Here is a 21,747-nt window from a genome sequence, read left to right on the forward strand (position 1 = left end):
TCGTCCGATGGCCATCGCCGGCTGCGCCGACTTTTCCCCTGGCCCCCGGCTCGGCGCTCCGGCTGCGCCGTCGCTGGTCCGGGGCGCCCCTCATCCGGCTCGCGGCGGTGCCGCGAGCCACCTTCTCCCGCGAGGGGAGAAGGGATTCTCTTCCGCAATGAGGCATCCATGACCAAGATCGCCATCATCGGCTCGGGCTTCATCGGCCGGGCCTGGGCCATCACCTTCGCCCGCGCCGGGTTCGACGTGGCGCTGGCCGACAAGGCGGAGGGTGCGCCGGAGGCTGCGCTCGCTTATATCGAGGGCGTGCTGCCGGACCTCGCCGCCAACGACCTGCTCAATGGCGCTACCCCCGAGGCCGTGCGCGCACGCCTTTCCGCCGCCCAATCCTATGCCGAGGCGCTGGAGGGCGCCGTCCACGCGCAGGAGAATGCGCCGGAAGACCTCGCCCTCAAGCAGGCGCTCTATGCGGAACTCGATGCGCTGGCGGCGCCGGAGACCGTGCTCGCCTCCTCCACCTCGGCGATCCTGCCGTCGCGCTTCTCGGAAAGCCTGAAGCATCGCGAACGGGTGTGCGTGTGCCACCCCATCAATCCGCCCTATCTGATCCCCGCCGTGGAGGTGGTGCCCGCCCCCTGGACGGCGCCCGAGACCATGACCCGCGCCGCCGACCTCATGCGCGCCGCCGGCCAGTCGCCCATCGTGATGAAGCGCGAGCTGGACGGCTTCGTGATGAACCGCATGCAGGGCGCGCTGCTGGAAGAGGCGTTCCGCCTCGTGGCGGACGGCTATGCCAGCGTCGAAGACGTGGACATCGGCATCCGTGAGGGGCTGGCGCTGCGCTGGTCCTTCATGGGGCCGTTCGAGACCATCGACCTCAACGCGCCCGGCGGCGTGGCGGATTATGTCGCGCGCTACCAGCAGATTTACGAGCGCATCTCGCCCGACCAGTGGCGCCGTGTGGACTGGGCCGGCCCGGTGCTGGAGACCGTGCTCGCCGAGCGCCGCGCGCGCCTTGCCCACGATGCCCTTCAGGAGCGTCAGGTGTGGCGCGACCGCCGGCTGATGGCGCTGGCCGCCCACAAGCGCAAGGCCGACAAGGACATCGGCGCCTGAGCTTTCCGAACCCCCATATTCACGACCACCGAGGCAACACCGTCATGACCGAGGCCGCCCCCAAGAAATCCAACCGCAAGGTCATCATCACCTGCGCCATCACGGGGGCGATCCACACGCCCACCATGTCGCCCTACCTGCCCATCACGCCGGACGAGATCGTCGCCGACGCGCTGAAGGCGGCCGAGGCCGGCGCGGCCATCCTGCACCTGCACGCGCGCAACCCGGAGACCGGCCAGCCGGACCAGACGCCGGAGGCGTTCGCCCCCTTCCTGCCGCGCATCAAGCAGGCCACCAGCGCGGTCATCAACATCACGTCCGGCGGCAGCCCCTACATGAAGGTGGAGGAGCGCGTGCTGCCCGCCGCCACCTTCAAGCCGGAGGTGGCCTCGCTCAACATGGGCTCCATGAATTTCGGGCTGTTCCACCTGCTCGACAAGTACAAGGAGTTCAAGCACCCGTGGGAGAAGACGCATCTTGAGAACACGCGCGATCTCGTCTTCCGCAACACCTTCAAGGATATCGAATATATCCTGACCACCTGCTACGATAACGGCACGCGCTTCGAGTTCGAGTGCTACGACATCGGCCATCTCTACAATCTCGCGCACTTCCTGGAGCGCGGGCTGGTGAAGCCGCCGCTGTTCGTGCAGTCGGTGTTCGGGCTCCTCGGCGGCATCGGTCCCCACCCCGAGGACGTGATGCACATGAAGCGCACCTGCGACCGGCTGTTCGGCGATCAGTATCGCTGGTCCGTGCTCGGCGCCGGCCGCAACCAGCTCCCCATCGCCGCCATGGCCGCCTCCATGGGCGGCAACATCCGGGTGGGGCTGGAGGATTCACTCTGGGCCGGCCGTGGCAAGCTCGCCACCTCCAACGCCGATCAGGTGAAGCTCGCCGCCAAGATCATCGAGGGCCTCGGACTGGAAGTGGCCAGCCCCGACGAGGCGCGCGAGATCCTGCAGCTCAAGGGCGCCGACAAGACGAACATCTGAGGAGGCTCGGCGGCGAGGGCTCGTCTCGTGAGCCCTCGCGCACTGCGGGCCATTTCAACGGCGCACAAAAAAGCCCCCGGCCGATGGCCGGGGGCTTTTGCATTCAGGATCGGGCGATCTCGATCTGCGCCCTAACCGCCTCAGCGCGGCAGGGTCGTCGCGCCCATCAGGTCCTTGTCGATGGCGTGGGCGGCCTGGCGGCCTTCGCGGATGGCCCAGACCACCAGCGACTGGCCGCGGCGCATGTCGCCGGCGGCGTAGAGCTTGGGCACGGAGGTGGCATAGGCCTCCTCGTCCGCCTTCACGTTGCCGCGCTTGTCCAGCGCCGCGCCGGACTGCTCGATGAGCCCGGCGAACAGCGGGTGGGCGAAGCCGATGGCGAGGAAGACGAGATCGGCGCGCAGCACGAACTCGGTGCCAGGGATGGGCTGGCGCTTGGCATCCACGCGGGCGCACTTGACGCCGGTGACGCGGCCGTTGCGGCCCTCGATGCCCAGCGTCGCGCAGGCGAACTCGCGCTCGGCGCCCTCGGCCTGGGAGGAGGAGGTGCGGAACTTGGTGGGCCAGAAGGGCCACACCGCCAGCTTGTCCTCCTTCATGGGCGGCACCGCGCGGATGTCGAGCTGGGTGACGGAGAGCGCGCCCTGGCGGAAGGCGGTGCCCACGCAGTCGGAGGCGGTGTCGCCGCCGCCCACCACCACCACATGCTTGCCGCCGGCGAGGATCGGGATCTCGTTCACCGGCTCGTCGCTCTCGCGGCGGTTGGACTGCACGAGATAGGGCATGGCGAAGTGCACGCCCTCCATCTCCTGGCCGGGCAGGCCCGGATCGCGCGGGGCCTCGGAGCCGCCGGCGAGCAGCACCGCGTCGTGGCCGTCGAGGAGTTCCTGCAGGGGGCGGACCACACCGATGTTCTCGTTGTAGTGGAAGGTGACGCCTTCCGCCTCCATCTGCTTCACCCGGCGGTCGATGTGGTGCTTCTCCATCTTGAAGTCGGGAATGCCGTAGCGCAGCAGGCCGCCGGCCTTGGGCTCGCGCTCATAGACATGCACGTCGTGGCCGGCGCGGGCGAGCTGCTGGGCGGCGGCAAGGCCGGCCGGGCCGGAGCCGATGATGGCGACCTTCTTGCCGGTCTTCACGGCGGCGGGCTCGGGCTTGATCCAGCCCTTCTTCCACGCCTTGTCGGCGATGGCCTGCTCCACCGTCTTGATGGTGACGGGCACGTCCTCGAGGTTCAGCGTGCAGGCTTCCTCGCACGGGGCGGGGCAGATGCGGCCGGTGAACTCGGGGAAATTGTTGGTGGAGTGGAGGTTGCGCGCGGCCTCTTCCCACTCGTTGCGATAGACGAGGTCGTTCCAGTCCGGGATCTGGTTGTTGACCGGGCAGCCGGTGGAGCCGTGGCAGAAGGGGATGCCGCAATCCATGCAGCGCGACGCCTGGTTCTCCACCTCGGCGTCGGGCAGCGGCAGCGTGAACTCGCGGAAATGGCGGATGCGGTCGGATGCGGGCTGATACTTCTGCTCGCGCCGATCAATCTCCAGGAACCCCGTGACCTTGCCCATAAAAACCTCGTTGGCGAACCTTGAGGGAACCGCCGCGCGCGCCGGATGTCTCCGCGTGCCGCACCACCAGTTCCATTACAAGAATTGTTCCAGCTTGAGGACTCGGTTTTCGCGCGCGTTTCCGCACGGGCGACCGGCCCGCGTGCCGGCCGTTCGGGGCCGGCCGGCGTCCCCTCCGGAGAGGGGACGCTCCTGCCTCATTCGGCCGCCGCGAGGCCGCGGCGCTTCTCCATCTCGCGCAGGGCACGGCGGTATTCCACCGGCATCACCTTGACGAACTTGGAGCGATAGTCCGCCCAGTTGTCGAGGATCATCTGCGCCCGCGCCGAGCCCGTGTGGTGCAGGTGCTTGGCGATGAGCTGGTGCAGGCGCTCCTCGTCGTGGCGGGACATGTCGCCCTGCACGTCGATGCGGCCCTTGAACTCCAGGTCGCCGCCGTGGTGGTGGAGGCGCTCCAGCAGGTCCTCCTCCTCCTCGACGGGCTCCAGGTCCACCATGGAGAGGTTGCAGCGCTTGGCGAAGCTCTTGTCCTCGTCGAGCACGTAGGCGACGCCGCCGGACATGCCGGCCGCGAAGTTGCGTCCCGTGGGGCCGATGACCACCACGATGCCGCCGGTCATGTATTCGCAGCCATGGTCGCCGGTGCCTTCGACGACGGCGATTGCCCCCGAATTGCGCACCGCGAAGCGTTCGCCGGCGATGCCGTGGAAGTAGCATTCACCCTCGGTCGCGCCATACATCACGGTGTTGCCGACGATGATGGAGTTCTCCGGAACGATGGCCGAATGGGCCGGCGGCCGCACGATGATGCGCCCGCCCGACAGGCCCTTGCCCACGTAGTCGTTGGCTTCGCCGATCAGGTCGAAGGTGACGCCCGCCGCGAGGAAGGCGCCGAAGGCCTGGCCCGCGGTGCCCGAGAGGGTGACGTGGATGGTGTCGTCGGGCAGGCCGGCGCCGCCATAGGCCTTGGCCACGGCGCCCGAGAGCATGGCGCCGGCGGAGCGGTCCACCGAGCGGATGGGGGTCTCGATGACCACCTTCTCGCCGCGCTCCAGCGCCGGGGCCGCCTTTGCGATGAGGGTGCGGTCGAGCACCTTCTCGATGGGGTGGTGCTGGCGCTCGGTGTGGCGGATGCCGACCTCGGCCGGCACCTGCGGCACCGCGAAGATGCGCGAGAAGTCGAGGCCCTTGGCCTTCCAGTGGTCGATGGCGGCCTTCTGGTCCAGCACGTCGGCGCGGCCCACCATCTCTTCCAGCTTGCGGAAGCCGAGGGAGGCCATGATCTCCCGCACCTCTTCCGCGATGAAGAAGAAGTAGTTGATGACGTGCTCGGGCGTGCCCTTGAAGCGCTTGCGCAGCACGGGGTCCTGCGTCGCCACGCCCACCGGGCAGGTGTTCAGGTGGCACTTGCGCATCATGATGCAGCCCGCCGCGATGAGCGGGGCGGTGGAGAAGGCGAACTCGTCGGCGCCGAGCAGGGCGCCGATGATGACGTCCCGGCCGGTGCGCAGGCCGCCGTCCACCTGCAGCGCGACGCGCGAGCGCAGGCGGTTGGCCACCAGCGTCTGCTGGGTCTCGGCGAGGCCCATCTCCCACGGCGAGCCGGCGTGCTTGATGGAGGTGAGCGGGCTCGCGCCCGTGCCGCCCTCGAAGCCGGAGATGGTGATGTGGTCGGCGCGCGCCTTGGCGACGCCGGCCGCCACCGTGCCCACGCCGACCTCGGAGACGAGCTTCACCGACACGTCCGCGTCGGGGTTCACGTTCTTCAGGTCGTAGATGAGCTGGGCGAGGTCCTCGATGGAATAGATGTCATGGTGCGGGGGCGGGGAGATGAGGCCCACGCCCGGGGTGGAGTGGCGCACCTTGGCGATCACCGCGTCCACCTTGTGGCCGGGCAGCTGGCCGCCCTCGCCGGGCTTGGCGCCCTGCGCGACCTTGATCTGCATCACGTCGGAATTGACGAGATATTCCGCCGTCACGCCGAAGCGGCCGGAGGCCACCTGCTTGATGGCGGAGCGCATGCTGTCGCCATTGGGCAGGGGCTTGAAGCGCTCGGGCTCCTCGCCGCCCTCGCCGGTGTTCGACTTGCCGCCGATCCGGTTCATGGCGATAGCGAGGGTCGTGTGCGCCTCGCGCGAGATGGAGCCGAACGACATGGCGCCGGTGACGAAGCGCTTCACGATCTCGGAGGCGGGCTCCACCTCGGAGACGTCCACGCTCGCCTGCCCGATCTCGCCCGCGGACCGGATGCGGAACAGCGAGCGCACGGTGAGGAGGCGCTTGTCCTCCTCGTTGATCATGGCGGCGAACGCCTTGTACTTGTCCTGCGCATTGCCGCGCACGGCGTGCTGGAGCGCCGAGACCGAATCCGGCGACCACGCATGGTCCTCGCCGCGGATGCGGTAGGCGTATTCGCCGCCCACATCGAGCGCCATGCGGAACACGGGCGCGTCCGAGAAGGCGAGGGTGTGCCGCAGCACGGTCTCTTCCGCGATCTCCGGCAGGCCCACGCCCTCGATGGTGGTGGCGGTGCCGAAGAAATACTTCCGCACCAGCTCGGAGGAGAGGCCCACCGCGTCGAAGATCTGCGCGCCGCAATAGGACTGGTAGGTGGAGATGCCCATCTTGGACATCACCTTCAGCAGGCCCTTGTCGATGGACTTGATGAAGCGCTTCACGATCTCCTTGTCGTCCACCTCCTCCGGAATCTCATCCTTCATGGAGAGCAGGGTCTCGAAGGCGAGATAGGGGTTGATGGCTTCGGCGCCGTAGCCGGCGAGACAGGCGAAGTGATGCACCTCCCGCGCCTCACCGGTCTCGACCACAAGGCCGACCGAGGTGCGCAGGCCCTTGCGGATGAGGTGGTGATGCACCGCCGCCGTGGCGAGCAGCGCCGGGATCGGGATGCGGTCCGGTCCGATCATGCGGTCGGACAGGATGATGATGTTGTAGCCGCCGTGGACCGCCGCCTCGGCGCGCTCGCACAGCCGCTCCACGGCATCCTCCATGCCCGCCGCGCCCTTGTCGGAGGGGTAGGTGATGTCCAGCGTGCGGGTGTCGAACCGCTCCTCCATGAAGCCGATGGAGCGGATCTTCTCCAGGTCCTCGTTGGTGAGGATGGGCTGGCGCACCTCAAGGCGCTTGCGGCGGGCGTTGCCCTCCAGGTCGAAGATGTTCGGCCGCGGCCCGATGAAGGAGACGAGGCTCATCACCAGCTCCTCGCGGATCGGGTCGATGGGCGGGTTCGTCACCTGCGCGAAATTCTGCTGGAAGTAGCTGAACAGCGACTTGGACTTGTTGGACAGCACGCTGATGGGCGTGTCGGTGCCCATGGAGCCGACCGCTTCCTGGCCGGTGATGGCCATGGGCGCCATGAGCAGCTTGAGGTCTTCCTGCGTGTAGCCGAACGCCTGCTGGCGATCGAGCAGCGACACGTCGGTGCGCACCTCGCGCGCTTCCACGGGGCGCAGGTCTTCCAGCACGAGCTGGGTGTGCTTCAGCCACTCCTTGTAGGGGTTGGCGCGGGCCAGCTCGGTCTTGATCTCCTCGTCGGGGACGAGGCGGCCTTCCTCGAGGTCCACCAGCAGCATCTTGCCGGGCTGGAGGCGCCACTTGGTGACGATCTTTTCCTCGGGCAGCGTGAGCACGCCCATTTCCGAGGCGAGGACGATGGTGTCGTCGTTCGTCACCATGTAGCGGGCGGGGCGCAGGCCGTTGCGGTCCAGCGTCGCGACGATCTTCCGGCCATCGGTGGCGACGATGGCGGCGGGGCCGTCCCACGGCTCCATCAGGGAGGCGTGGTACTCGTAGAAGGCGCGCCGCTCCTCGTCCATGAGCGGGTTGCCGGCCCAGGCCTCGGGCACCAGCATCATGGCCGCGTGGGGCAGGGAATAGCCGCCCTGCACCAGGAATTCGAGCGCGTTGTCGAAGCAGGCGGTGTCCGACTGGCCCTCATAGCTGATGGGCCAGAGCTTGGAGATGTCGGCGCCGAACAGCTCGGAATCCACGCTCGCCTGCCGCGCCGCCATCCAGTTGACGTTGCCGCGCAGGGTGTTGATCTCGCCGTTGTGCGCCACCATGCGATAGGGGTGGGCCAGCGGCCAGGCCGGGAAGGTGTTGGTGGAGAAGCGCTGGTGCACGAGGGCGAGCGCGCTCTCGAAGTCCGGGTCGTGCAGGTCCGGATAATAGGCGCCGAGCTGGTCGGCCAGGAACATGCCCTTGTAGACCAGCGTGCGGACCGACAGCGACACCGGATAATAGCCGGCGGTGCGCGGGTCCCGGGCGCCATAGACGGTGTTGGAGATCACCTTGCGCAGCACGAACAGGCGGCGCTCGAAGCCGTCCTCGTCGCCCGCGAATTCGCCGCGGCCGATGAAGATCTGCACGTGCTTGGGCTCGGTCGGCAGCACGCTGACGCCGAGGGAGGAATTGTCGGTGGGCACGTCGCGCCAGCCGATGAGCTGGAAGCCCTCTTCCGCCACCACCCGCTCGTAGGCGGCGCGCACGATGGCCTCGCCCTCGGCCTCGCGCGGCATGAAGATGTGGCCGACGGCATACTGGCCGGGCTCCGGCAAGGCGAAGCCGAGGCGGGCCGCTTCCTTGGCGAAGAACTTGTGTGGGATCTGCACCAGCATGCCCGCGCCGTCGCCGGCGCGCGGATCGGCGCCCACGGCGCCGCGGTGCTCCAGATTGAGCAGGATGTTGATGCCGTCCTGCACGATGCGGTGGCTCTTGCGGCCCTTGATGTCGGCGATGAAGCCGACGCCGCAGGCGTCACGCTCGTGCGCCGGGTCGAACAGGCCGAAGGCGTCCGGACGGCCGACGATCGCCGTGTCTTTCACGGCGGCGGCAGTCTGAGCCACGCTTCCGATCAAGCCATCCTTGCGATCCATCGGTGCCATCTGACCATTCCTTTTCCATAGGGCGGCGCGCCGCCCGCATTTTCCGGCTGTGCCGCCGGCTTCCCCAGACTGTCGGTGCCCGTGCGCATCGCGCCGGGCGCCGGACCCCCTTCGCCCGGACGGGGCGTCCCGACGATATCCGATACCTGCTTTGCAACTTTTGCACCACAGCCGCGCCGCGCGGAACTGCGCCTCCGTCCGACTTCGGCCGGCGACGCGCCGGCCCTGTGGAACGTGAGCTCGGCAATTCGGCGCGCACGGGAGATAGGGAAGTACGACTGCCCTATCTCGGCGAAGATGACAGAAAAGCAGCAGCCTCACAAGCGCCACGATGGCGCAGAAGCGGTCAAATTGGCGAAAAATTGCGCGACTGGCGGTTCTGGCGCAAGAACGGTACGGGGCGGTTGGCGCTCGCGCAACGGGATTTCGGCGCCTCCCGGCGGGTCCGATGCGCGATGCGGCCGATTGCCGGCTCCCGCCCCAATTTTGCGTCCTGACTTGCGTCCTACGGCTGCCGCATTGGAAGGCTTAGGTGAACGGGAATCAGGCGGCTCCGCCGGGTCCCGTCCTCGCATGCGTGGACGCGCGCGGAGAAGAAGGGGCGCAGGCCGACCGACCGCCTCACGTTTCTACCGATCCGGAGCAGCGCCGTGCACCACACCCTCTCCCTTCCCTTCGGCTCCCGGCCGGTGCTGCGCGCGGCCGCCGTTTCTGCCCTTCTCATCGGCAGCGCGCTGCCGGCTGCGGCGCAGGTGCTGATCTATGAGGGGCAGCCCGGCCTCGCGCCGCGCGGCTATCCGGTGCCGCCCGGCGCCTATCCGCCCGGCACCTATCCCGGCGGGGCGTACGGGGTGCCGCAGGCGCGCTATCCGGTGCTGCCACCCGAGGAGATCCGGTCCATCGTCCAGAGCATGGGCTATTGGAGCATCGGTGCGCCCAAGCTCTCCGGCCGCTTCTATCTGGTTGCCGCATCCGATCAGGAGGGGCGGGCGCTCTTGCGGGTGAATGCCTTCACCGGCCGGGTGGTGAGCGCGCGCGCCATTCCGGGTGGTCCCGCTGGTCCCGCCGTGGCTGCGCCGGCCCCTGCGCCCCAGCGCCAGGCACCGCCCGCGACGGCCCGCGCTGTTCCGCCGGCTCCGGCACCGTCCTATTCCGCCCCGTCGCCCACGATTGCCGGAACCCCGGCGCCGCTGCCGCCCCAGCGCCCGCCGGAGGCGACCATGGCCGCCGTCACGCCCGCGCCTGCGGTGGTTGCGCCCGCCGCGCCTGAGCCTGCTGCTGCCGCGGCCCCCGCGGCTCAGCCGACGCCCGGCGCGAGCGCGAATGCGCCGGCTGGGCAGACGGCGGCCCAGCAATCGGCCAACGCCGCCCCCTCCGCGACCCCGGCGAGCCCCGCCCAGCCGCAGAAGCGCAAGGCGGGCGCCGGTACGGCGACCACCGACAGCGCGTCGGCGGGCACCGCCTCGGTGCTGTCGCGCCCGAAAGGTCAGTAGGGAAGGCCGGCGGCCTCAGACGAAATAGGCCGCCGCCACCAGTCCGATCACGATGACGGCCAGCAGCCCCAGCGTGACGAGGCCGAGCCGCTTCTCGATGAACTCGCGCGCGGACGGGCCGAAGTAGTACAGGATCGCCGCCAGCAGGAAGAAGCGGGCGCCGCGGGTGATCACCGACAGCACGAAAAACCAGAACAGGCTGTAGTTGGCGAAGCCCGAGGTGATCGTGACCAGCTTGAACGGGATCGGCGTGAGCCCCTTCAGGAGGATCACCCAGTGCCCGTAATGGGCGTAGGCGGCGCGGAACTGGTCGACCTTCTGGCCGTAGCCGTAAAGCTCGATGAGGAACTTGCCCACGCTGTCATAGAGCAGCGCGCCGATGGCGTAGCCGACGAGGCCGCCCAGCACCGAGGCGATGGTGGCGATGAGGGCGTAGCGCCAGGCCTTGTCCGGCCGCGCCAGCGTCATGGGCACCTGCAGCACGTCCGGCGGCACCGGAAACACCGAGCTTTCCGCAAAGGCGACGAGGGCGAGGGCCCAGGGTGCCGACGGCTTCGACGAATACGCGATGATCCAGTCGTAGAGCTTGCGGAGCATGGGCGCCTTGCTGCGTCGCGAAAAGGTGCCCTCGCTTAGAGCCTGGAACGATCCGAGTAAAGCGCCGCGCGGGCCTGCCGGCGCGGCCTTTCGCCAGCCCGCGGCGCGGGCTCCCGTTCGCCGCGTCTGTGCCGGGATGTACCCCGCTGCGGCACCGCGTAAACCGCTGCTTTACCACCCCGGTTCACGCAAGGGCGCTGTGACTCGCAGGACACAGACACGTGACGCGGCGCGGTGTAAACCCGGTTTCGCTGCGGTCGAGTCGCGGGGGCGATACCCCGGTCGCAGTGCCAGCGGGGCGGGCCACGCCCCGGACGATTTCCGGGGAACACCCCGGTGCCGTTCAGTCTTTATGAACCGCTGCTGACACACTCATTCAGCTCCGGTGCCGCACGGGAAGCGTATTTCGTGCTGCACCGCCGCAAGCGGGTGTCGTCGGCGACGGAAGCCGCGACGCAAGTTCTGAGGATCGAGGATGACCAAGCGAATCGCCGTGTTTGCCGCTCTCGTGCTGGGCTATGTGCTGACAGGCATGGCGCTGAACGCCAGCCAGCCGGCCGACGCCGCTTCCCCCGTTTCGCCTGCTGCCGCGCAGAGCGAGGCCGACTGAACGCATCCCGATCAAGGCGCCCGTCCGGGGCGCCTCCCGTCCGTAGGGCGGGTGTGAAATCGAGGGCCGCGCGGTTTTCCTGAAGCGACGCAGACATGAAAATGGCCGGGCAAGCGCCCGGCCTTTTCATTTTCAAGTCACCCTGCTGCCGCGTCCGATGACCGGGCGGACCCGGCCATCGGGAGGGGAGGTCTCAGTGCACCGCGGCCTTCTTCTGCGGCTCGAGATCGGCGGCGGTCAGCGGCGGGTTGGCGAGGATGCCGCCGAGGCCGGCCATGGCGGCGCGCTGGCGCACCAGGGCCAGCACCACGTCGAGGGTGGGGGTGGGCATGTCCAGCATCTGGCCCATTTCCTGGACGACGCTGACCAGCGGATCGATCTCCATGGGGCGGTCGCGCTCCAGGTCCTGGAGCATGGAGGTCTTGTGCGCGCCCACGGCGCCGGCACCGTTGATGCGGCGTTCCACGTCCACGCGGAAGTTGACGCCGATGCGCTCGGCGATGGCCTTGGCTTCCAGCATCATGGCCTTGGCCACGGCGCGGGTGCCGGGATCGGCGGCGATGAGGTCGAGGGTGGCGTGGGTGAGGGCGCTGATGGGGTTGAAGCAGAGGTTGCCCCACAGCTTCAGCCACAGCTCGTCGCGGATGTTGGTCATGACCGGCGCGCGCAGGCCGCCCTTTTCCATCATCTGGCTGAGGGCGGTGACGCGGGGCGTGATCTCGCCCGACGGCTCGCCGAGGGGGAACTTGTCGCCATAGATGTGCTGGATGACGCCGGGCGCCACCACCTCGGTCGCGGGATAGACGATGCAGCCGATGGCGCGCTCGGGACGCAGCACTTCCCACTGCTTCGCGCCGGGATCGATGGTGGCGAGGGTGCGGTTCTCCAGCGCCCCGCCATGCTTGTAGAAGTACCAGTAGGGCACGCCGTTCACGGCGGTGACCACGGAGGTGTCATTGCCGAGGAGGGGGCGCATCTGCTGCACCACGCCGGGCACCGAATGGCCCTTGAGGGCGATGATGACGTAATCCTGCGGCCCCAGCTCGCGCGGGTCGTCGGTGGCGCGCACCTTGGCGACGCGCTCCTCGCCATTGATCAGCAGCTTCACGCCATTGGTCTGCATGGCCTCCAGATGGCCGCCACGGGCCACCAGGCTGACATCGGCGCCGGCCTGGGCGAGCTGCACGCCCAGATAGCCGCCAATGGCTCCGGCACCGAAAATGCATACCTTCATGGCTGATCCTCCCTGCTGAGCGCGATCTATGTCGTATTATGTATACCAGATTAGCGGGCAGCCCCGCCGTCCGGCAAGTCCCGGACACAATACTTATGGAAATTAATTCCGCAACGTGGAAAATTTGACGCAGGGGCAGCGCACGGGGTGGACGGGCGCGAGGGGAAAGATAGTTTGATACGCAACGAAACGGGAGGAGAAAGCGGCATGCCGGACACCGAGGTCGCACCGCGGCGCAGGGGACGGCCGGCCTCCGGCACGGCGTCGGAGGGCGGGGCCGAGGTCCAGTCGCTGGACCGCGCCATCGCCCTGCTGCGCGTGGTGGCCGATCAGGACGGCATGGCGCTGGCCGAGATCGCCCGGCGCGCCGAGCTGCCCGTCTCCACCGTGCACCGCCTGCTGACCACGCTGGAGAAGCGCCAGCTGGTCAATCACGACCTCTCCACCGGGCTCTGGACCGTGGGGCTCGGCCTGTTCCGCATCGGCTCGGCCTATCTCCGCATCCGCAAGCTGCCGGACATCGGCCGTCCGGTGATTCGCCGTCTCCTCCACGAGACCGACGAGACCGTGAACCTCGCCATGTTCGATGCCATGGAGCTGGTGGTGGTGGCGCAGGCGGAGGCGCACGCGCCCGTGCGCGCTTTCTTCCGCCTGGGCGCGCGGCTGCCGCTGCATGCCACCGCCGCCGGCAAGGCGGTGCTGGCCGCTGCGAGCCCCTCCTTCCGCGGCGCCTGTCTCGCCCAGATCCGCTACGAGCCCTTCACCACCGCCACCCGCCGCGAGGAGCGGGCGCTGATGGATGATGTCGCCGAAATCCTGGAGCGCGGCTTCGCCGTGGACCGGGAGGAGCATGCCCCCGGCATGCGCGCGGTGGCGGCCGCGATCCTCAACGAGTGGCGCGAGCCCATCGGCGCGGTGTCGGTGTCCGGCCCGGCGGTGCGCATGAGCGAGGATCGCATCCAGCGCCTTGGCCGGCGCGTGGTGGCGGCAGCGGAGCAGATGACGCGCCTGTATTCCGGTGCCGATGAAAACCTGCCGCAGGACTACGCCGCCTTCCGCTAAGGTGGCCTTCCGCAACTGGAATACAGTATTCCAAAGTTGTGGCATACAACGTACCTAATTCCGAATTGAAAATTCCAATTGACACCCCTCCCTTGGTCTATACTCTTGCCAAGCCGCCGTAACGGCAACGGTGGGAACGCCAACTAAATTGCCGGCATAAATCGCGTATTGGTGAAGATGCGCGATGTAAAACAGGCTGAAGTCCCGTTTTCGTCTGCTCCATAGAGGCTAAGCCCGGGGGTTCGACGAACAGAAGTGTTTTCGGGACCTTGCCCGGCGCAACAGGCGCCGGTTGATTGAAGCTCTGGAATTGCGATCCGCACCAAAAAGAACGCGGACGTGGGGAGGAAAAATCAGATGCATTCGGCAATCGCCAAGATCGTCAGGAGAGGTGCGGCTGCGCTCGCGGTCACGACGGCGCTCGCGCCGGCCGTTATGCCGTCCTGGGCCCATGCGGCCTGGGAGCCCACCAAGACCGTGGAATTCATCGTTCCCGCCGGCACCGGCGGCGGCGCCGACCAGATGGCGCGGATGATCCAGGGCATCGTCCAGAAGAACAATCTGATGAGCCAGCCGCTCGTCGTCATCAACAAGTCCGGCGGTGCCGGCGCCGAGGGCTTCCTCGACGTGAAGGGCTCCAACCGGAACCCCCACAAGATCATCATCTCCCTCTCGAATCTCTTCACCACCCCGCTCGCCACCGGCGTGCCCTTCTCCTGGAAGGACATGACCCCGGTCTCCATGCTGGCGCTCGACGAGTTCGTGCTGTGGGTGAATGCCAAGGCGCCCTATGACGACGTGAAGGGCTTCCTCGCCGCGCTCAAGGCCGCCTCGGGCGACCAGACCTTCAAGATGGGCGGCACCGGCTCCAAGCAGGAAGACCAGATCATCACCGCCGCCATCGAGCAGAAGACCGGCGCCAAGTTCATCTACGTGCCCTACAAGGGCGGCGGCGACGTCGCGGCCCAGCTCGTCGGCGGCCATGTGACCGCCTCGGTCAACAACCCCATCGAGGCGGTGTCCCAGTGGCGCGCGGGCGAACTGAAGCCGCTCTGCGTGTTCGACTACCAGCGGCTGCCCTACAAGGAGCCCATCGCCAACGGCAAGTCCTGGGCGGACATTCCCACCTGCAAGGAATCCGGCCTCGACATCGAATATCTGATGCTGCGCGGCATCCTCATGCCGCCGAATGCCAGCAAGGATCAGGTCGATTACTTCGTCGAACTGTTCAAGAAGGTCCGCGCCACCCCCGAGTGGCAGGAATTCATGCAGAAGGGGGCCTTCAACACCACGGCCCTGAGCGGTCCCGAATATTCGGCCTGGCTCACCAAGGCCGAGGCCACACACAAGGACCTCATGGAGAAGGCGGGCTTCGTCGCCAAATAGGCGACGAGGTTCGCGGCGCCGGTGCCGTGTGGCCGCAGAGCCGCGGGCGCCGGAAGGGCAGGGACGGTAGAGGCTTCGCCGCGCGACGGCGGGGCTGGGCCGGCCGCCGACCCTGTGCGCCGATCTGGGAAGCCCATCCGGGACGCCGCGCGGAACGCGACCGCCGTGCGCCCCGGCCGTGACCGGCCCCGTTTTGAAGCCCCGCACGAAGCCTGAGACGGATGCCTGACCGGCGGGGCGCTTCAAGGATCTGATCCCATGAGCACTGAAAGCGGACACTCCGCCCCCACCGCGCACAATGAGAAGACCGTCACCAACCGCACCATGGACGCGGCAGTGGCGCTGATCTTCATGGCCCTCGCGGCCCTCGTCATGTCCGACAGCTGGCGCGTGGGCGCGCGCTGGGCGTCGGACGGCCCGCAGGCCGGCTACTTCCCCTTCTATGTCGGCCTCATCATGTTCATCGCTTCCACCGTCACTTTGGTGACGGCGCTGGTGAGCCGCCATCCGGATCTCGGAAACTTCGTCGATCGCTCCCAGCTCGTCTCGGTGATGCAGGTGCTGATCCCGACGACGGTCTATGTGGGGCTGATCTTCCTCGTCGGAATCTATCTCGCGTCGGCGGTGTTCATCGTCTTCTTCATGTGGTGGCTCGGCAAATACCCGGTGGCGAAGATTATCCCCGTCGCCGTGGGCGTGCCGCTCGCCCTCTTCGTCATGTTCGAGATCTGGTTCCTAGTGCCGCTGCCCAAGGGCCCGCTCGAGACCGCGCTCGGCTACTGACCACCGGCGCCCCGCGCCGCGGTCCCGCCCGCGCGCCCCGCCTCCGGGGCCGCGGGAGGCGACAGACGATCTCCGCTCGGCCCCGCCCGGCGGACCCACGGGCGATGCGACGCCCATCCATCTTTTCGAGACCATCGACGCACAACAGGCAACGCGCCCGACCCCGCGCGAGCCGCCACAGAAGCGGCCGGGGGGCGCAACGGAGGACCCCGTGGAAGCGCTCACGTCACTCATCGGAGGGTTCGGTGTCCTCGCCGACCCCATGAACATCGTCTACATGTTCGTCGGCATTTCGCTCGGCGTCCTCATCGGCGTGCTGCCGGGGCTGGGCGGCGCCAACGGCGTCGCCATCCTGCTGCCGCTCACCTTCTCCATGTCGCCGGTGTCGGCGATCATCATGCTCTCCTCCATCTATTGGGGAGCCCTGTTCGGCGGCGCCATTACCTCCATCCTGTTCAACATTCCCGGCGAGCCCTGGAGCGTGGCCACCACCTTCGACGGGCATCCCATGGCCCAGAAGGGGAAGGCCGGCGAGGCGCTGACGGGGGCCTTCACCGGCTCCTTCATCGGCGCCTTCTTCGCCGTGCTGCTCATCACCTTCCTCGCGCCGGTCATCGCCAAGTTCGCGCTGCAGTTCGGCCCGGCCGAATTCTTCGCCGTCTACCTCCTCACCTTCTGCTCGTTCGTCGGCATGGGTAAGGAGCCGCCGGCCAAGGTGATCGCGGCCATGATGCTCGGCTTCGCCCTCGCGGCGGTGGGCATCGACACGGTGACGGGCCAGCTGCGCATGACCTTCGGCTCGGTGGAGCTGCTGCGCGGCTTCGACTTCCTGGTGGCGGTCATCGGCCTGTTCGGCGTGGGCGAGATTCTGCTCACCATGGAGGAAGGTCTCGCCTTCAAGGGCAAGAGCGCCTCCATCAATCCCAGGGTGGTGCTGCACACCTGGGCGCAGATCCCAAAATACTGGGCGGGTCTTCTGCGCTCGGCCATCGTCGGCTGCTGGATGGGCGTGACCCCTGGCGGCGCGACGCCGGCCTCCTTCATGAGCTACGGCCTCGCCAAGAAGTTCTCCAAGAACGGCCGCAACTTCGGCAAGGGCGAGCTGGAAGGCGTCATCATGCCGGAGACGGCGGCCCACGCCGCCGGCACCTCGGCGCTGCTGCCCATGCTCACCCTGGGCATTCCCGGCTCGCCCACCGCGGCGGTGCTGCTGGGCGGCCTGCTCATCTGGGGCCTCCAGCCCGGCCCGCTGCTGTTCGTGGAGCAGAAGGACTTCGTGTGGGGCCTCATCGCCTCGATCTACCTCGGCAACATCGCCGGCCTGATCGTGGTGCTGACCACCGTTCCGATCTTCGCGGCCATCCTGCGTATCCCGTTCAGCGTGATCGCGCCGATCATCCTCGTGATCTGCGCGGTGGGCGCCTACACGGTGCACAATGCCGGGCTCGACATCGCCGTCATGCTGATCTTCGGCGTCATCGGCTACCTGTTCAAGAAGCTCCAGTATCCGCTGGCGCCGCTGGTGCTGGCCCTGGTGCTCGGCGACATGGCCGAATCGTCGTTCCGGCAGGCCATGCTGGTGTCGCAGGGCCACCTCTCCATCTTCTGGTCCAACCCGCTGGTGGGCTCCATCGTCACCCTCGCGCTGGTGATGCTGGTGTGGCCGCTGGTGTCCAAGGTGATGGCCCGCCTCAACGGGGGGAAAGAGGCGGCGGCCGCCGAGTGAAAGACGGCGGGCGGGATAGCCAAAGGCCCATGAGCCCGGCTCATGGGCCTTTGGTCCAGCCCGCGCGGCGCCTGAGCGTGGCCCTCTCGGCCTCGGACAAAGACCGAGGCCGATGGCACAACAGCCTCCGCCCGCATCGCTTTTCCGGGCCGTTGACCCTGGGTCGTGCTGCGACGCGCAATCGAATTCCCGGCGGACGGGATTGATATGGCGCAATGAACACCGTATACAGTATTTCACGGATGAGGAACGCCTCGACAGAAGGCGGCCGCTTCCAGGGAGAGGAAGTCCAGGTCGTGCAGACGCCCGTGCATCAGACGCCCGCGCTTGAGGTCGTTGATCCTCCGAAGCTCAAGGTCGAGCCTCTGGAGGCCGCGTCCAGCCTGCGCATGCTGGCCTACGAGGCCCTGAAGCGCGCCATCACGCAGATGGACATCTACGGCTCGACCACCGAATTCCGTCTCGACGAGCGCCAGCTCTCCGAGACGCTGGGCGTCTCGCGGACCCCGATCCGCGAAGCCATGACCGTTCTGGAGCAGGAGGGCTTCGTGCGCTCCGTTCCGCGCCGCGGCATCTTCGTGGTGCGCAAGACCAAGCGCGAGATCCTCGACCTCATCGTGGTCTGGGCGGCGCTGGAGGCGATGGCGGCGCGCCTGGCCGCGACCCACGCCTCCGACAGCGAGATTGCGGGCCTGCGCCGGCTGTTCCACGAGTTCGAGGCGCAGCCCCTCGCCAGCCACATGAACGAGTATTCGGAGGCGAATATCGCCTTCCATCAGGCCGTGATCCGCATGGGCGGGTGCCGGCTGATCGTGGACATGACGGAGAACCTGTTCCTGCACATGCGCGCCATCCGCGCAGTCTCGGTGCGGCAGGAGAACCGGCACGAAATCTCCATGCGGGAACACATGGCGATCATCGATGCGCTCGAGACAAGAGACCCAGATCTCGCCGAGCGCCTGGTGCGGGAACACACCATGGGCCTTGCGGCTCATGTGGAACGGCACGGCGTCTTCCCCGAATAGGCCGGTCACAGGCCACGGAACGACGCCCTAGGAGATCCTCATGGCTACGGCGGAAAAGTCCAAGATCGAAGACAACGTGGTGCACATCGACCCGGCCGCCGAGGCCGAGCGTGAGCTCACCGACGGCTTCCACCTCGTCATCGATGCCCTGAAGCTGAACGGCATCGAGACGATCTACGGCGTGCCCGGCATCCCGATCACCGATCTCGGCCGCATGTGCCAGGCCGAGGGCATCCGTGTCATTTCCTTCCGTCACGAGCAGAATGCCGGCAACGCGGCGGCGATTGCGGGCTTCCTCACCAAGAAGCCCGGCATCTGCCTCACCGTGTCGGCCCCCGGCTTCCTCAACGGCCTGACGGCGCTGGCGAACGCCACCACCAACTGCTTCCCGATGATCCTCATCTCGGGCTCCTCCGAGCGCGAGATCGTCGACCTCCAGCAGGGCGACTATGAGGAGATGGACCAGCTCGCCATCGCCAAGCCCCTGTGCAAGGCGGCCTTCCGCGTGCTGCACGCTGCCGACATCGGCATCGGCGTCGCCCGCGCCATCCGCGCGGCGGTGTCGGGCCGTCCCGGCGGCGTCTATCTCGACCTGCCGGCGAAGCTCTTCGGCCAGGTGATGGATGCCGAGGCCGGCGCCAAGTCCCTCGTCAAGGTGATCGATCCCGCTCCGGCGCAGATCCCGGCCCCGGCCGCGGTGGACCGCGCCATGGAGCTGCTCAAGGGCGCCGAGCGTCCCCTCGTCATCCTCGGCAAGGGCGCGGCCTACGCGCAGGCCGACGACGAGATCCGCACCTTCATCGAGAAGAGCGGCATCCCCTTCCTGCCCATGTCCATGGCCAAGGGCCTGCTGCCGGACACCCATCCCCAGTCCGCCGGCGCCGCGCGCTCCACCGCGCTGAAGGATGCCGACGTGGTGCTGCTCGTGGGCGCGCGCCTCAACTGGCTGCTCTCCCACGGCAAGGGCAAGACCTGGGGCGATGCCCCGAAGAAGTTCATCCAGGTGGACATCGAGCCCAAGGAGATGGACTCCAACGTCGAGATCGCGGCCCCGCTCGTCGGTGACATCGGCTCGGTGATCGCCGCGCTCAACGCCCGCCTCGACGGCAGCTGGAAGGTTCCCCCGGCCCAGTGGACCGAGACCATCCGCACCAAGAAGGAAGCCAACATCGCCAAGATGGCGCCGAAGCTCCTGAAGAACTCGGTGCCCATGGACTTCCACTCGGCCCTCGGCGCGCTGAAGAACGTCATCAAGGAGCGTCCCGACGCGCTGCTGGTGAACGAGGGCGCCAACACCCTCGACCTCGCCCGCGGCATCATCGACATGTACGAGCCGCGCAAGCGCCTCGATGTCGGCACCTGGGGCGTGATGGGCATCGGCATGGGCTTCGCCATCGCGGCGGCGGTGGAGAGCGGCAAGAAGGTTCTCGCGGTGGAAGGCGACAGCGCCTTCGGCTTCTCCGGCATGGAGGTGGAGACCATCTGCCGCTACAACCTGCCGGTCACCATCGTGATCTTCAACAACAACGGCATCTACCGCGGCACCGACACCGATCCCACCGGGCGTGATCCCGGCACCACGGTGTTCGTCCCCGGCGCGCGCTACGACAAGATGATGGAAGCCTTCGGCGGCGTGGGCGTGAACGTCACGTCCCCCGACGAGCTCTATCGCGCGGTCAGCGCCGCCATGGACTCGGGCAAGCCCACCCTCATCAATGCGGAAATCGACCCGGCTGCCGGCTCCGAGAGCGGCAACATCGGCTCGCTGAACCCGCAGAGCGTGGTCAAGAAGAAGAAGTGAGCGGCGTCCGGCGCATGAGCCGGCGCCACTCATGATGCAAGGCTGGTCGGCGGGGCCTCAGGTCCCGCCACCCAACCCGACGACACCAAAATAATAAAAGTAAAACCGGGAACGAAAACAGAGCGGAATTGTGAGGATACGATGGGCAAGGCACTAGAGGGGGTCCGCATCCTGGACTTCACCCACGTTCAGTCCGGACCGAGCTGCACGCAGCTGCTCGCCTGGTTCGGCGCGGACGTCATCAAGGTGGAGCGTCCCGGCGAGGGCGACGTGACGCGCGGCCAGCTCCGCGACGTGGACGGCGCCGACAGCCTCTATTTCACCATGCTCAACTCGAACAAGAGGTCGATCACCCTCGACACCAAGAACCCCGAGGGCAAGGCCGTCCTCGAGCAATTGGTGCGCCAGTGCGACGTGCTGGTCGAGAATTTCGCGCCCGGCGCGCTCGACCGCATGGGCCTCACCTGGGAGCGCCTCTCCACCATCAATCCGCGCCTCATCCTCGCCTCCGTGAAGGGCTTCGGCCCCGGCCCGTTCGAGGATTGCAAGGTGTATGAGAACGTCGCCCAGTGCGCGGGCGGCGCCGCCTCCACCACCGGCTTCCGCGACAGCCTGCCCATGGTCAGCGCCGCGCAGATCGGCGACTCGGGCACCGGCCTCCACCTAGCGCTTGGCATCGTCACCGCGCTGTTCCAGCGCGAGCACACCGGCCGCGGCCAGCGCGTCCTGTGCGCCATGCAGGATGCGGTGCTGAACCTCTGCCGGGTGAAGCTGCGCGACCAGCAGCGCCTCGCCAACGGCCCGCTCAAGGAATACAGCCAGTTCGGCGAGGGCATCCCGTTCGGCGACAGCGTGCCCCGCGCCGGCAATGATTCCGGCGGTGGCCAGCCCGGGCGCATCCTGCGCTGCAAGGGCTGGGAGCACGATCCCAACGCCTACATCTATTTCATCACCCAGGCCCCGGTCTGGGAGAAGATCTGCGACGTCATCCACGAGCCCGAGTGGAAGACCGACCCGAACTACGCGACGCCGGCCGCGCGCCTGCCGCACCTCAACGAGATCTTCACGCGCATCGAAGCCTGGACCATGGCCCACACCAAGTTCGAGGCCATGGAGATCCTCAACAAGTACGACATCCCCTGCGGCCCGATCCTCTCCATGAAGGAGATCGCCGAGGACCAGTCGCTCTACGCCACCGGCACGCTGGTGGAGGTGGAGCACCCGATGCGCGGCACGTACCTGACCGTCGGCAACCCCATCAAGCTCTCGGACAATCAGGTCGAGGTGGAGCGCTCGCCGCTGCTCGGGGAGCACACCGAAGAGGTGCTCGCCGGCGTGCTTGGCCTCGCCCCCGACCGCATCGACGCCCTGCGCGCCTCGGGCGCCATCGGCACCCCTCGCCGGATGGCGGCGGAATAGCAGTTACGCCTCGGGGCGGCGGTCCTCAGGGGGCCGC

15 protein-coding genes are annotated in these 21,747 nt (G+C 67.8%); 11 read left to right on the top strand and 4 right to left on the bottom strand.

What is annotated here, in order from left to right:
- Nucleotides 1–168 precede the first annotated feature (168 nt).
- Both EJ105_RS16295 and kce read left to right on the top strand, forming a co-directional pair.
- Nucleotides 169–1,116, top strand: a complete 948-nt coding sequence (locus EJ105_RS16295; RefSeq protein WP_250167169.1) for a 3-hydroxyacyl-CoA dehydrogenase — start codon at nucleotides 169–171, stop codon at nucleotides 1,114–1,116.
- Between the two features lie 44 nt (nucleotides 1,117–1,160).
- A complete protein-coding gene (gene kce / locus EJ105_RS16300; RefSeq protein WP_029555282.1) occupies nucleotides 1,161–2,111 on the top strand; it encodes a 3,5-dioxohexanoate:acetyl-CoA acetone transferase in 951 nt (316 codons plus the stop codon).
- 140 nt (nucleotides 2,112–2,251) lie between these two features.
- Here kce and EJ105_RS16305 read toward each other — a convergent pair whose 3' ends face one another.
- Together EJ105_RS16305 and gltB are read right to left on the bottom strand one after the other, a co-directional pair.
- Entirely contained in the window at nucleotides 2,252–3,673 is a 1,422-nt protein-coding gene (locus tag EJ105_RS16305) for a glutamate synthase subunit beta (RefSeq protein ID WP_250167170.1), read from the bottom strand.
- Between the two features lie 197 nt (nucleotides 3,674–3,870).
- Nucleotides 3,871–8,574: a glutamate synthase large subunit gene (gene gltB, locus EJ105_RS16310; RefSeq protein ID WP_250167171.1), complete on the bottom strand. Its 4,704-nt coding sequence runs from the start codon at nucleotides 8,572–8,574 to the stop codon at nucleotides 3,871–3,873.
- Nucleotides 8,575–9,224: 650 nt separating this feature from the next.
- Here gltB and EJ105_RS16315 point away from each other — a divergent pair.
- Nucleotides 9,225–10,067, top strand: coding sequence for a hypothetical protein (locus EJ105_RS16315; RefSeq protein ID WP_250167172.1), 843 nt, complete (start codon nucleotides 9,225–9,227; stop codon nucleotides 10,065–10,067).
- Nucleotides 10,068–10,082: 15 nt separating this feature from the next.
- Here EJ105_RS16315 and EJ105_RS16320 read toward each other — a convergent pair whose 3' ends face one another.
- Nucleotides 10,083–10,664: a YqaA family protein gene (locus EJ105_RS16320; RefSeq protein WP_029555278.1), complete on the bottom strand. Its 582-nt coding sequence runs from the start codon at nucleotides 10,662–10,664 to the stop codon at nucleotides 10,083–10,085.
- A gap of 475 nt (nucleotides 10,665–11,139) precedes the next feature.
- Here EJ105_RS16320 and EJ105_RS27850 point away from each other — a divergent pair, with 475 nt between their 5' ends.
- Nucleotides 11,140–11,274 (top strand): hypothetical protein, encoded by a 135-nt coding sequence (locus EJ105_RS27850; RefSeq protein ID WP_280938294.1) that lies wholly within the window; start codon nucleotides 11,140–11,142, stop codon nucleotides 11,272–11,274.
- Nucleotides 11,275–11,467: 193 nt separating this feature from the next.
- Here EJ105_RS27850 and EJ105_RS16325 read toward each other — a convergent pair whose 3' ends face one another.
- Nucleotides 11,468–12,508: a 2-dehydropantoate 2-reductase gene (locus EJ105_RS16325; protein WP_250167173.1), complete on the bottom strand. Its 1,041-nt coding sequence runs from the start codon at nucleotides 12,506–12,508 to the stop codon at nucleotides 11,468–11,470.
- A gap of 207 nt (nucleotides 12,509–12,715) precedes the next feature.
- Between EJ105_RS16325 and EJ105_RS16330 the strand changes: the two genes are divergently transcribed.
- From EJ105_RS16330 to frc, 7 genes are all read left to right on the top strand, one after another.
- On the top strand, nucleotides 12,716–13,570 hold the full coding sequence (locus EJ105_RS16330; protein ID WP_029555276.1) for an IclR family transcriptional regulator: 855 nt from the start codon (nucleotides 12,716–12,718) through the stop codon (nucleotides 13,568–13,570).
- Nucleotides 13,571–13,927: 357 nt separating this feature from the next.
- A complete protein-coding gene (locus EJ105_RS16335) occupies nucleotides 13,928–14,956 on the top strand; it encodes a Bug family tripartite tricarboxylate transporter substrate binding protein (RefSeq protein WP_250167174.1) in 1,029 nt (342 codons plus the stop codon).
- Between the two features lie 258 nt (nucleotides 14,957–15,214).
- The gene (locus EJ105_RS16340; protein WP_250167175.1) at nucleotides 15,215–15,739 is read left to right on the top strand and encodes a tripartite tricarboxylate transporter TctB family protein; all 525 of its coding nucleotides are present in this window, start codon (nucleotides 15,215–15,217) and stop codon (nucleotides 15,737–15,739) included.
- Between the two features lie 211 nt (nucleotides 15,740–15,950).
- Nucleotides 15,951–17,465, top strand: a complete 1,515-nt coding sequence (locus tag EJ105_RS16345; RefSeq protein WP_024280342.1) for a tripartite tricarboxylate transporter permease — start codon at nucleotides 15,951–15,953, stop codon at nucleotides 17,463–17,465.
- 389 nt (nucleotides 17,466–17,854) lie between these two features.
- Nucleotides 17,855–18,490, top strand: a complete 636-nt coding sequence (locus EJ105_RS16350; RefSeq protein WP_051679355.1) for a GntR family transcriptional regulator — start codon at nucleotides 17,855–17,857, stop codon at nucleotides 18,488–18,490.
- A gap of 40 nt (nucleotides 18,491–18,530) precedes the next feature.
- Nucleotides 18,531–20,291, top strand: a complete 1,761-nt coding sequence (gene oxc / locus EJ105_RS16355) for an oxalyl-CoA decarboxylase (protein WP_051678746.1) — start codon at nucleotides 18,531–18,533, stop codon at nucleotides 20,289–20,291.
- Between the two features lie 141 nt (nucleotides 20,292–20,432).
- Nucleotides 20,433–21,710, top strand: a complete 1,278-nt coding sequence (gene frc, locus EJ105_RS16360; protein WP_029555271.1) for a formyl-CoA transferase — start codon at nucleotides 20,433–20,435, stop codon at nucleotides 21,708–21,710.
- Nucleotides 21,711–21,747 lie beyond the last annotated feature (37 nt).

Source organism: Xanthobacter aminoxidans (assembly GCF_023571765.1).
GTDB classification, from domain to species: Bacteria; Pseudomonadota; Alphaproteobacteria; order Rhizobiales; family Xanthobacteraceae; genus Xanthobacter; species Xanthobacter aminoxidans.